This is a genomic window from Desulfuromonas sp. (genome assembly GCA_002869615.1).
Taxonomy (GTDB): domain Bacteria; phylum Desulfobacterota; class Desulfuromonadia; order Desulfuromonadales; family UBA2294; genus BM707.
Window position 1 is genome coordinate 26,270 of sequence record PKUH01000039.1, and the last position, 11,784, is coordinate 38,053.

The 11,784-nt window shown below is 49.9% G+C and carries 10 protein-coding genes and 2 pseudogenes; 11 read left to right on the forward strand and 1 reads right to left on the reverse strand.

Going from position 1 to position 11,784, the window contains the following annotated elements; all coding sequences use genetic code 11:
• The first annotated feature begins 19 nt into the window (after positions 1-19).
• From C0623_04760 to C0623_04800, 9 genes and pseudogenes are all read left to right on the forward strand, one after another.
• Positions 20-277 (forward strand): hypothetical protein, encoded by a 258-nt coding sequence (locus tag C0623_04760; GenBank protein ID PLY01949.1) that lies wholly within the window; start codon positions 20-22, stop codon positions 275-277.
• Between the two features lie 2 nt (positions 278-279).
• The gene (locus C0623_04765; protein PLY01950.1) at positions 280-813 is read left to right on the forward strand and encodes a DUF3833 domain-containing protein; all 534 of its coding nucleotides are present in this window, start codon (positions 280-282) and stop codon (positions 811-813) included.
• Positions 814-1,041: 228 nt separating this feature from the next.
• Positions 1,042-1,575, forward strand: a pseudogene (locus C0623_04770) (YeeE/YedE family protein).
• Positions 1,572-2,099: a YeeE/YedE family protein gene (locus C0623_04775; GenBank protein ID PLY01951.1), complete on the forward strand. Its 528-nt coding sequence runs from the start codon at positions 1,572-1,574 to the stop codon at positions 2,097-2,099. The pseudogene C0623_04770 and the gene C0623_04775 overlap by 4 nt, the downstream one beginning before the upstream one ends.
• 371 nt (positions 2,100-2,470) lie before the next feature.
• The gene (locus C0623_04780) at positions 2,471-3,325 is read left to right on the forward strand and encodes a hypothetical protein (protein PLY01952.1); all 855 of its coding nucleotides are present in this window, start codon (positions 2,471-2,473) and stop codon (positions 3,323-3,325) included.
• A gap of 35 nt (positions 3,326-3,360) precedes the next feature.
• A pseudogene (locus C0623_04785) lies at positions 3,361-4,167 on the forward strand (CPBP family intramembrane metalloprotease domain-containing protein).
• A 113-nt stretch (positions 4,168-4,280) separates the two neighbouring features.
• A complete protein-coding gene (locus C0623_04790; protein PLY01953.1) occupies positions 4,281-4,910 on the forward strand; it encodes a TetR/AcrR family transcriptional regulator in 630 nt (209 codons plus the stop codon).
• A 104-nt stretch (positions 4,911-5,014) separates the two neighbouring features.
• Positions 5,015-7,249, forward strand: a complete 2,235-nt coding sequence (locus C0623_04795; GenBank protein PLY01954.1) for a hypothetical protein — start codon at positions 5,015-5,017, stop codon at positions 7,247-7,249.
• A gap of 199 nt (positions 7,250-7,448) precedes the next feature.
• Entirely contained in the window at positions 7,449-8,741 is a 1,293-nt protein-coding gene (locus C0623_04800) for a hypothetical protein (GenBank protein PLY01955.1), read from the forward strand.
• 18 nt (positions 8,742-8,759) lie between these two features.
• Here the strand turns inward: C0623_04800 and C0623_04805 are convergent, their stop codons facing one another.
• Positions 8,760-9,314 (reverse strand): heme-binding protein, encoded by a 555-nt coding sequence (locus C0623_04805; GenBank protein PLY01960.1) that lies wholly within the window; start codon positions 9,312-9,314, stop codon positions 8,760-8,762.
• Positions 9,315-9,554: 240 nt separating this feature from the next.
• Between C0623_04805 and C0623_04810 the strand changes: the two genes are divergently transcribed.
• Positions 9,555-10,415, forward strand: a complete 861-nt coding sequence (locus C0623_04810; GenBank protein PLY01956.1) for an EamA/RhaT family transporter — start codon at positions 9,555-9,557, stop codon at positions 10,413-10,415.
• A 202-nt stretch (positions 10,416-10,617) separates the two neighbouring features.
• Positions 10,618-11,253, forward strand: coding sequence for a hypothetical protein (locus tag C0623_04815; protein PLY01957.1), 636 nt, complete (start codon positions 10,618-10,620; stop codon positions 11,251-11,253).
• Positions 11,254-11,784: the final 531 nt, after the last annotated feature.

An 11,784-nucleotide genomic window follows, 5' to 3' on the forward strand; every position in this document is an offset into this window, starting at 1 on the left:
TAATAATACGTATTTTTAATTGCTGACGAAAACCATCAATATGAGAGTCATTGAGACATCTCAGTATGTTGCTGGACCAGAGCTTCTTGCAATTGCCCAACTTTTGCAAGTTACAATATTACCATCCTTTTTAAAAGCCCCGACCAGCATTAAAAAAGCGATCTCATTTGAAGTCGCTCTTTTCTTTCCCGCGCGCAAGACAAAAGTCCAATTGAACGACATTCCATTTATTACTGTTATAATTGGACAGGCAAAACACCAACTCAAAGAGGTCTGATCATGATACGTGCTATAATTTTAATTCCGATTGTGCTCTTCATCATGGTGTTGACCGCCTGCAGCACCATCCAGGTCAGCGACTACTCTGACCGATCTCCCGAAATGGTCCCTGAGCTCTTTTTTGATGGTAATTTAACAGCTCACGGTATCGTCAAAAATCGCTCCGGGAAGGTGATTCGAACATTCACTGCCGACATAAAAGCCTACTGGGAAGGTGATGTGGGCACTCTTGAAGAAGACTTTATTTTTGATGATGGTGAAGAACAACGTCGTGTCTGGAAACTGGTTCGCCAGCAGGACGGCGGTTATATCGGAACGGCTGGCGACGTCATCGGCCCCGGCGAGGCAGAAATTGCCGGAAACAGTATGTTTCTGGACTATATTCTGGCTGTGCCGTACAAGAATGATACAATCAATCTGTCAATCGACGATCGGATGTATCTCGTCGAGCCGGACATCCTGATCAATGAATCAGAGATGAGCAAGTTCGGATTTCGGGTCGGAGAGATTGTCCTTGTGATTCAGAAAAAATAAGCGAATTTTCAATTTACATTCGAGAAGCGCCACCCGGATGCGTCCTTGCTTCGGGAGCAAAGGGTCGGAGGTTCAATTTTCTCGCCCCGACCAGTTAATACAAGGGAGCGGCCTTTAGGGGCCGCTCTTTTTTTGCAATTTTCCAAGGACAATAAATCATATGCGAGGACTTGAACTAAAATTATTACAACATATAATATTAGAGATGCTTAACAATAGGAGGTACTGATGAATCTGCGTTTAAAAAATGATGATCAGAGCTGGAACCCGTATTTCGCCGGCGCGCTATCCGGACTGGTTTCAGTATTGTCTGTCTGGGTTGCGGGAAAATATCTTGGGGCCTCAACTTCATTCGTAAGGACAGCCGGATTGTTCGAGAAAGTTTTCACACCCGAACGGGTTGAACAAATGGATTATTTTGTCAAAACGGTCCCTAAAATAGACTGGCAATGGATGTTTGTTTTCGGCATCTTCATCGGGGCCCTGATTGCCGCCCTGACTTCTAAAAGCTTCAGATGGCAAGCCCTGCCCGACCTCTGGCAACAACGCTTTGGTAGTCAAAGTCAAACCAAACGGGCCATCTTTGCCTTCAGCGGCGGGGCAATTGCAATGTTTGGTGCGCGTCTGGCAGGTGGCTGACCAAGCGGCCACGGGCTGAGCGGTTCGCTTCAGCTAGCTGTCAGCGGTTTCATCTCACTCGCTTGCTTCTTTATCGGGGGCATGATTGTCGCCCGATTGATCTACGGAAGGTCACAATCATGAAAATGCTCATTTACGGACTCATTACCGGCATCGCCTTCGGCTTCTTGTTGCAAAAGGGGCGAGTTCTTCGATACGACAAACAACTTAGTGCCTTGCTCTTGAAGGATCTAACAATCATCAAGTTTATGCTCTCTAGCGTCTTTGTCGGGATGGTCGGGGTTTACCTTTTGGTTGACCTGGAACTTGCCAACCTGAGCATCAAGTCAACGGTGCTGGGCGGAAATATTCTGGGCGGTCTGATTTTCGGAGTCGGTTGGGGGCTTCTGGGATACTGTCCCGGAACTTCAGCAGGCGCCCTTGGAGAGGGTCGATGGGACGCAGTATGGGGAATCCTTGGAATGCTTGTTGGAGCGGCAATCTTCGCAGAAGCATTTCCGGCGTTAAAATCGACTGTCCTAACCTGGGGCGATTTCGGGAAAATCACACTTCCACAACTCCTCGGTATCAACCACTGGTTCGTCATTGTTCTGGCAATTGCCGGAGGAATTTTCCTGTTTAACTTTATTGAAAAGAAGGGTCTCTAGCTTAAACATTCTTTACGTGCTTCAATCATAATGAATAGAAAACCCTTTAAGGGTCAAGTCTCAACTCTTAACACAATCCATTGTACCTCCGTGTCAAGAATTGAGACCTGACCCCTGGACCAACCTCGCCCGTTTCGGTCTGTGGCCGCCAGAATTTCGGAAGTTGAAAAGCAACATATAACCAAACGCAGTCGGGAAGAAGTAGCTCACCAATTCACTCCCAAGTTCAGGTTTGATTACTAACTCTATGTTTTCCACTTTTTTTATGAATTACTATTGACCGACGGTCGGTCATTTGCTATAAGTTACAAAAATGCACAACAAAACCAAATTGAAAAACTCAATTTAATAAAAGAAATGTGGAGGCTGTTATGAAAAAAACAAGGATATTACCGAGTCTGGAATCAATCGTTATAGGTGTTCTTTTTTTCTGCGCAACGACCGTTACCTCTCAGGCCGAGGATGGCATGAATTTCTCTCTCGGCACTGGCGTCTACACGGCGGGCGTCTACATGGGCTCCGACGAAACCTATGTGGCACCGGCACTTCTGCTCCAGGGCACCTACTCGGTCGGAAATGTAAGTTTATCCCTCGACCTCCTTGAGGGTCCCGGGGTTATCTACACCAACCCGCAGCACAATATTATGTTCAGATTTGGTGCGACTTTTGACCAGGAGCGAAACAGCCAGACATATTCCGTATTTGGCCAGGACAAGGATCTCAGCAACAAAACCAGGAACCTCCTCCAGGACACACCGACCGTAAAAACGGACTTTGCCCCTGAAGCCGCTACCCAGTTCATGTCTCGGGCGGGCATACTCGGAATCTCCGCAGCATACCATCCGACATCGGTTGATTATTCCTTTCCGGGGCAGATTTACAAAGATCTGGACGGCTGGCTCTACGCGATCTCCTACGCCAACGAATACACCCTGGCTGAAGGGCTGCTTCTCAGCGTCATGGGCGAGCTGACGTATATGAATCAGGATTACGCCCGGGCGTGGTATTCGGTCGAATATGCAACCCCGAAACTTGAGAAATTTGCCGCGCAGGCGGGATTCAGGGATCTAACCCTGGGCCTTCAGGCCACAAAGAAACTCTCTGAAAGGATCGGTGTCGCGCTGCTGCTTGCCGGAACCCGACTGCTCGAAGATGCGGCTGACACCCCCTATACGGTTGAAACATTTCAGCCGACAGCGATGCTCTACGCGTTCTATACATTCTGAACAAACACAACCACCATAGGGACAGGGAGTTAACCATGTTGAACAGATACTCACGGCCAGTTTTCTTTTACGGACTTTCATTATTGATTCCATGGGCATTGTGGTTCACGGCGGCATATCTGAGCCACCTGCCGGACCAGACCTCCCTGGTAAAAACCAGTGCGCAGCTGCTCGGACTTATCGGTTTGATCGCGCCGACATTCGTTGTCATCTACCTGATGACAAAAGACCGGGGACTGCTCATGGATGTAACAAAACGCTTCCTGCCGCAACCCCGGATTGCCGGGATCTACTACCTCTATACACTTGGACTGATTTTTGTTTCCCTCGTGATCGCGCAATGCATCTCCGTCGCGTTCGGTCACTCGCTCGACCAGTTCCATATTTCAGGGAATGCATCCTTTTCTTCGGCGGTCTATTCGCCGTGGTTTATCCTGGTCTTTGCGCCGATTGCCGAAGAACTTGCCTGGCACTCCTACGGTACCGACACGTTGCGCCGAAAATTCAACCTGTTTGCTACCTCGATGATCTTTGCAGTCTATTGGGTTTTCTGGCATCTCCCGCTGGCATTTATCAAGTGATACTACCATGCGAATGTGGTCGCCGAAGGTCTTCTCTATTCCCTTAATTTCGTATTCAGCCTGTTTGTTTTAGTCATTATCATGAACTGGCTGTACTACAAGACCGGGAGGAACATTGTTGTCACGATCGTTTTCCATCTGACGGCAAATATAAGCAACGAAATGTTTGCAACACATCCCGACAGCAAAGTCATTCAAACCGTTTTACTTCTTGCGTTTACCGTCGTGATCCTAGTAAAAGACCGAAAGATGTTTTTTTCGAATTCGGCATCCGGTGTTGATGATCCAGAATCCCTGAGCTATGACGTTCAGGGTAACCTTGTCCGTTTCGGTCGACAGGAGATCTCGTAAGGAACATACGAGGAGATAGAGAAATGACGCGTATTGTCAAAAAACCGGAAGAGCGCCGTCGGGAGATTCTCGGCGCAGCCCGTGAGATCTTTCGTTCCAGCGGCTACGAAGGGGCGACGATGCAGGCCCTGATGGAAAAACTCCAGGTCGCGAAAGGAACGATCTACCACTACTTCGCCTCGAAAGAAGAGTTGCTGGAGGCGGTGGTCGAGGATCTCATCGACGAAGACCTGCAACGCAAGCAGAAATTGATTGAGACACCGGACTTTATCGCGCTCGATGCCCTGGCCAAGATGCGGACATTACAACAATCGGCATTGCTCGCCGATGAAAACGAGGAGATTCTTGAGGGGCTGCATCATGCGAGCAACAGCGCTATGCATACCCGCCAACTCGGCAGCTACATCAGCCGACTGGCGCCACTTTATGCAGGAATTATCGAGGAAGGGTGCAGCGAAGGGGTCTTCGCCACTCAACATCCGCTGGAATGTGCGGAATTCCTTCTCGCCGGCATTCAGTTTATCACCGACATCGGTTTCTTCCCGTGGAGCGAGGAACAACTGCTCCGGCGCGCCAGGGCTATCCCTTCACTGGTAGCAGCTCAACTCAATGCGCCGGAGGGGTCATTCAATTTCCTTGTTTCGGCAGAATAAAGGGACCTGATTTCACACCTGCCGCCACCTTTCTATGCTAACATTAGAATTCTTCAGTTTTACCACAGTAAAGAATAAATGCGATAACTTGCCAGAGGCTCCTGTTGCTTAGAAACAAAAAACCAATCATAATCCTTTTCTTTTGTCTTTTTCTTCTTCTTATAGTGTCTGTTTCGGCGATTTTTTATTACACACTGGAACAGGATAAAGCCCACTCCTCACTCGAAAAGGCCATCAAAAGACAACACCGGGCAATTTTACTGGCAGATCAGCTGCGCCAATCTTCTGATGATTTAACCAGAATGGTCCGCTCCTACGCAGTGACCGGTGAGGAAAAATACAAGGAGGCCTTTTACCAGATCCTTGACATCCGCGCCGGCAAAGCGAAGCGCCCCCTTCGCTATGGCCAGATATACTGGGATTTCAAACTGGTGGATCCGGAATACGGTAAAGATGCGGTGGAACTTGCCAGTCTCGAATCCCTGATGGCACCGCTGGGGCTGACGCCCGCCGAGAAGCAATTGCTGGCAAAGGCCGAGTCACGGTCCAACGACCTCGCAAAGCTCGAGGAAATTTCAATACATGCCATGCAGGGCCTGTTCCGGGACAATGAGGGGCAATTTACCGTCACCGCTGAACCTGACCGAAGGCTGGCCCGGCAGATTCTCTTCAGCCCCGGTTATTTTGAAGCCAAACGCGAAATCATGACCCCGATCAATCAGTTCATGATTATGCTGGACAAGAGAACTTCGCAGGAGGTTGAAGCTGCACAAGCGGAAATCGATCAAAACCTGAAGTGGCAATCACTCTTTTCCTACCTGCTCATCCTCTGTGCGCCGCTGATTTTCGTTCTCTCGATTCGTTACCAGAAGATCTCCGCCAGCGGGCTGGTCGAAAGCGAAGAACGCTTCAAGTCTCTTTCGGAAGCATCCTATGGCGGTGTCATCATTCATGACCAGGGCAAGATCCTCGACTGCAACCAGGGCTTGGCCGACATGACCGGCTTTACCATGAACGAACTGGTCGACATGGACGGACTGAAGCTGATCGCACCCGGATCGCTGGATAAGGTCCTGCACAATATCAGGAGCGGCTACGATCAACGCTACGAAGTTGAGGGGGTGCGCAAAGACGGGACGGTCTATCCCCTGTCAATTCAAGGGAAGAACATTCAGTACAAGGGGGAGACGGTTCGCGTCATTGAATTCCGCGACATCACCGAGATCAAAGAAGTCGAAAACAAGCTGAAAAGAAGCGAAGCCGAACATAGAGCGATGATCGAGAACATTCACGATGTCATCGCCATCATCGATCGCAACGGCATCAATCAATTCAAGAGCCAGAACATCAGCAAATGGTTTGGCTGGCAGCCTGAAGATGTTATCGGCCGATCCACCTGGGAGAACGTCCATGCGGAGGATGTCGAATCGACTCAGGCAATCTTTGCCAAAATGATTGAAGAGCCTGGCAAGATAAACACAGGTGAATGCAGGTACCGCTGCCTTGACGGAACCTACCGATGGATAGAGTTCACCGCTGTCAATTGCCTGAACAACCCTTTGATCGAGGGCATTCTGCTCACTTACCGGGATATCTCGGAGCGCAAAAAGATGTTCCGGGAACAGCGCCGTTCGGCTCAGCTGGCGGCATTGGGCACCGTCGCGGCCGGTGTTGCTCATGAAATCAACAATCCGATCCAGGGAATCATGAATTTGGCCACGCTGATCGAAAGAAACCCGGAGAATACTGACAGGATTATAGATTGCTCTGCACGCATTATCGCTGAAAGCAAACGGATCGCCAACCTTACCAAGGACCTTCTTTATTATTCCAAGGACGATTCGTCCCAACTTATCGTTTCCGACATCGAAGAGCTTATATCCGGTGCACTGGGATTGATCACTTCCAAGCTTAACGGGAAAGGTGTTTTTGTCGAGACCTCTTATGCAGAAAACCTTCCGCACATAGCGGTACAGCCACAGGGGTTGCAGCAGGTGATAATCAACCTGGTCGATAACGCTTTCGACGCAATTTGCGACAAAGCGCTCTCTGATAACAACAAAGTGATCCGAATCGACGTTGAGGTGACCAAACTGAAGCAAGAGCCGTATTTATTGATCGAGGTCCATGACCAGGGCACCGGCATGACCAGTGACGTCATTGAACGGGCCAAAGAGGCGTTCTTCAGCACAAAACCCTCAAGACAGGGGACTGGCCTCGGCCTATCGATTGTCAATGACATTGTGGCCAGCCATAACGGTTTTCTCGATATAGAGAGTCGCCCCGGTGAATACACCAAAATCTCGGTTTATCTCCCGACAGAACAAAACAAGCACTGACCCCTGACCTGCGGCTACGGGGACACATCCACCGGCGGCACGCACATAAAATCTCCGGGAAAACTTTTACCAGAATTTATTTTGCGCAAAAAGGTGACGACAACCAGGTCGCTGATATTTATTCTGGAAATCTCCGGGGCCTTATGTAAAGCTGTGCGAAAGTTGACTAACCTCGGGTCACCCCGGAAGGCTATAACAGATGCCTAAACCAGCATTTAATGCCATTAAAAACAGCCTGAGGGCTTTCCTTGGCGGTGCCGAAGTTTCCCTTATTGAACTGGAGAAAGGCGAAAAGAAGCCGACCACAACCGGTGACGACCTCGGCCTGCTTATAAAAGAGATAAAAATCGACGGAATCAGGTACGTATTCCGCGCCAGCCGTGACGATCTCGCTTTCACTGCCATGGAAAGTGACTTTATCGGTGAATTGATGGTTGCTTTTGAGGGTCTTTTCGCCGGTTTCTCTGCCGACGGGTTCGCTGCCCACTTCCGCACCGCCCTGTTAACCTCCCTTACCGATATTGCCGTGGCCCGCTACATCCGCGGTGATCGCAAAGGTGTTTTCTGGCCGACGCAAAGCCTTATACAGCTGCTCAAGAGCCTCTCTTACCAGCGTTACGAAAGTACGCCGGCGACGACCGGCTTCCTCGTCTATCGAACGCAACTCGATGATTTCGTAAAGACTCTTCAGAACACCCGTTATGACTGGCTCGACCTCGGCAAAAACAGCCCTGCCATCAATTCCGACTTTTTCCGCAACCCGCTCCCCTATCGGTTGATTGACGGATACCGGGCCCTGTTTGTCTGCGACATCAGAATGAGCCTGAAGGGCGCAATCCGGACCAGTGCTCCCGGCCCGCGCGACAACATCGAACAGCTGGCAAATCGAGAAACGGTTGCTCTTCTGACCGATGCCGGCGACGATGCTTTTGCGATCTTCGTCAATAAATCCTCGGAAGTTGAGGTTGTCCTGCAAAACGACAAGTTGCTGCTGTGGCGCAAGGGCTACTGGGGAATTTTTGATCCGGATATCATGCGCGAATTCCTCGCAAAAAAACTTAATAAACGCTCGATTGAAAATCTGATCTGGACAATGTATGCCCTTTCGAAATCACGCCATGGAACAGTCGTGCTTATTACCGATGATCAGAAAGATCTTGACGCTTTACGCATGGGCTCTATCGGAGGACGCGACCCGCTCAGCCGGGCCCTGATCAAACATGTTCGCGGTAGAAAGATCGGCACTCTGAAGCGCTCTGGAGAACTGAGCCGTATTCTCTCCTCGGACGGTCTGACCGTGATCAACCGCAAAGGGGAGGTGCTCGACACGGGGGTCATTATCGACACCTCGAAAGTGAGCGACCTGGTCACCGGAGGTGGGCGCACGACCGCGGCGACCGCGGCATCACACTTTGGACCCGTAATCAAGGTCTCGGAAGACGGTCAGATTGTTTTATTTCGCAACGGTCAGCAGATATATCATTTCGGCTAGACGGGGTCAGATCTTCAGCTACATAGCAATCGGGAAAAGTACTTCATTGCGACGCATGAACCAGGGGATAAATGGCGCGTTGTAGCGTGCCCAGAGGGGACTTCCGGTAATCTCCAGACCTTCTTTTTCGATCCATTTTTCCAGTTTCAATTTATTCTTTCTGTAGTTCTTTTCGCTCCAGAAGCCGGAATAACGTACGGCGGCCATACGCCTTGCAGGCACCTGTCGCAATGTCACCCTCGGGTCGTCCGGTACCGGCAAGGTTTCCATGGTATAGGATGCCGGCATCATGAAGCTGACCACCCACTGATCTCCCGATTTTGCCTGTCCGACCGGAGCCGTCATGGCGATCTTTTCTCCCGATGCCTGGGAAACGGGAGCTGTCATGGCGATCTCTGATCGGGCTCTGTTGTCACCCGAGATGTAACCGAAAAGCCGTTTAAAGGCGTCGCTTCCCGCATCTTCAAAATCGCCTTCAACAAATGTTTCTGCGACAATATAGGAAGCATAATCCCGGATTTCAAAGGGATCATCCTTCTTGACCAATTCGAACGGCGCTTCTTCAATCGACATGGCAGGAGTTCCTGTGAAAGTGATAATAAATAAAACAAACAGAATCTTCAGGTTTTGTCGGTTCATTTTTCCTCGCCTGTAGAAGGTTAATGCCGGATAAAAATCGGGCTTGTCAGAGATTCAATTTTACCAGAATTTTCTTGCTGGAGAGCATCAGACCCCTTGTTTTTATTCCATTTCACCTTTAAACATGACACGATACCTCGATATCACAAAAAACCGGATAAAAGCAGATCGACTATGAGTTCTCCGATTTTATACGCATTACTGAGCCTGACTTTTGCCGCAATGCACGACGTGGTGTTCAAGCGCTATGCAAAAAAGGATCGCTCCCGCGGAACGTACATCGCATGTATCGGACTCATCTGGCTTCTGCTGCAGCTGGCGACAGCTTACTTCTGCGGAGACATTGATTCGGTTTCATCGGAAACGATATTATTCGGAGTTATTGCCGGCCTATTTTTAACTGCATCGAATCTCATGCTTCTCGAGAGTATGACCCACATTGATGCGAGCATGGGATCGACAATCTACCGACTCAACACTTTGGGCGTCGTTGTCCTGGCAGTGTTATTTCTGAATGAGCCATTCCGACTGTATAAGGGACTCGGCATCCTGGCAGGGGTCGTGTCGGTGATCCTGTTGTATCGTCATGACACGGATGCACATATTGACAAACGTACTTTCGCGATCTTCTTTGCCATTGCTGTTGCCGCCTCCCTTTTCAGGGCGCTGTATGGAGTCACTTCCAAGGCCGGGCTATTGGCGGGCGCCGATATCCAACCGATGTTGATGATTGCGGCTTTCTGCTGGATGATCGGCGGCTCCGGTTACGCCCTCCTGCGTGAAAAAAGACTCCGTTTGACCAGAACAAAAGCGATTTATTCGCTGGTATCGGGCATCCTCGTTTTCCTGATTGTCAACTTTCTGCTGCTCGCCATCGAGCATGGCGAGGCCAGCACGGTTATTCCGATCGCCAACATGAGTTTTGTGCTCGCCCTTGTCCTGTCGATATTCCTCGGGATGGAACGATTCACCATGCGCAAACTGGGGGCTATATTGACTGCGGCCTGCTCGATTATCCTGCTGTCGATGACATGATCATAAACGGGGACACATAGTTTATGCACCCCCGGATGCTACCCCGCACAACCCCGGAAAGGAGAGAAAAACAGATGAGAGCACTCTTCCGTCTGGCGTTTCAGGGCATGCCGCTCTTCTCGAAAATAATCTGTCCGCCTATTGTACATATCGAAATCTATGGTCTAATGGAATTGATTGAATAGCCTTTTGGGAGGATACGATGAACCGTATTTTTGTTGCCGTACTTAGCTTGATGGTCTTGACCCTCGTGGCAAGCTGCTCTTCAACAACCCTTACCGCCTCCTGGAAAAACCCTGAATATGGCAAATTCCTGGACAAGGTCTATATCGTTGGTGTTGCCAAGAACAACACGACTCGACGCATCTTCGAAGATTCATTCAAACAGGAATTGGCAAAAACGGGAGTTGCCGGAATCGTCAGCTACAAAAGCATAACAGCCGAAGAAGACAACAAAGACATCATCATGCAGAAGGCTCTCGAAAACAGGGCCGACAGCATCCTTATCTCCCGGATGGTAAAAAAAAGGACTGAAACCGTTGAAACCCCGGGCCGGATTACGACCTACAAAACGGGAGAATACTACCCGTACAACTATTCTCCGCACTATCGTTACTATAATGACTACTATAGCCATCGATACGAAACGATCTACGAGCCACCCACAGTCAGCCGATTCGAGGTTGCGACCATCGAATCAAACATCTATGGTACCGATTCGGGGGAATTGATCTGGTCGGCACAGTTTGAAACGGTTGTCGACGGGAACTTGCAACGGATCATTAACGACTTCATTGCCGTCGTCATCAATGATTTAAAAGCAAAGGCTTTAATCTGATTTACCAAACCCGGATCGCTACCAGCTTTTCATTACAACCAGGAAGAGTCAGGAGCCCGCCGTTCGATAGGAGCGACCTTGACTGGTTGGATGGAGACGCTGTCAGGTGGGGACACTGCCCGAGTTAAGGGAAGTCTCTCCTGAAGAAAGCTTTTTTGATAGTTTCCACTACTCCACCGGGGCCCCATGTAAGACCGCCGAGCGAGTGGATTTCAATCCGGTGTTCAGGTAACGCCAGTGACTGACGGATTGAAATCTGCGCAGGGAGGGAACCTGATCATCAGGCGGGCTTGCCGGGGTGTCTTTCTTTTGCTTCCTTTTCCTAGACAAGTAAGAAAAGGGAGGAGCTCGCCGCGCGATACCGGCGACCTTGATTGGTTGGACAGGGATGATGCCAGGTGGGGACACGATCCGAAGTTCAGGGAAGTGTCCCCTGAAGACAGGAGAACCGCGCGGTCGCGGCCGCGCACTCCGCCATACTCTTTTATTAAGCCATAAAAGAGTATGCAGAAAACGGCTCCCTTGCAGGGG

Coding starts and splice junctions, on each gene's coding strand:
- C0623_04800 (PLY01955.1), top strand. CDS start 7,449: ATGCCTAAACCAGCATTTAATGCCATTAAAAACAGCCTGAGGGCTTTC.
- C0623_04775 (PLY01951.1), top strand. CDS start 1,572: ATGAAAATGCTCATTTACGGACTCATTACCGGCATCGCCTTCGGCTTC.
- C0623_04765 (PLY01950.1), top strand. CDS start 280: ATGATACGTGCTATAATTTTAATTCCGATTGTGCTCTTCATCATGGTG.
- C0623_04790 (PLY01953.1), top strand. CDS start 4,281: ATGACGCGTATTGTCAAAAAACCGGAAGAGCGCCGTCGGGAGATTCTC.
- C0623_04815 (PLY01957.1), top strand. CDS start 10,618: ATGAACCGTATTTTTGTTGCCGTACTTAGCTTGATGGTCTTGACCCTC.
- C0623_04810 (PLY01956.1), top strand. CDS start 9,555: ATGAGTTCTCCGATTTTATACGCATTACTGAGCCTGACTTTTGCCGCA.
- C0623_04780 (PLY01952.1), top strand. CDS start 2,471: ATGAAAAAAACAAGGATATTACCGAGTCTGGAATCAATCGTTATAGGT.
- C0623_04805 (PLY01960.1), bottom strand. CDS start 9,314: ATGTCGATTGAAGAAGCGCCGTTCGAATTGGTCAAGAAGGATGATCCC.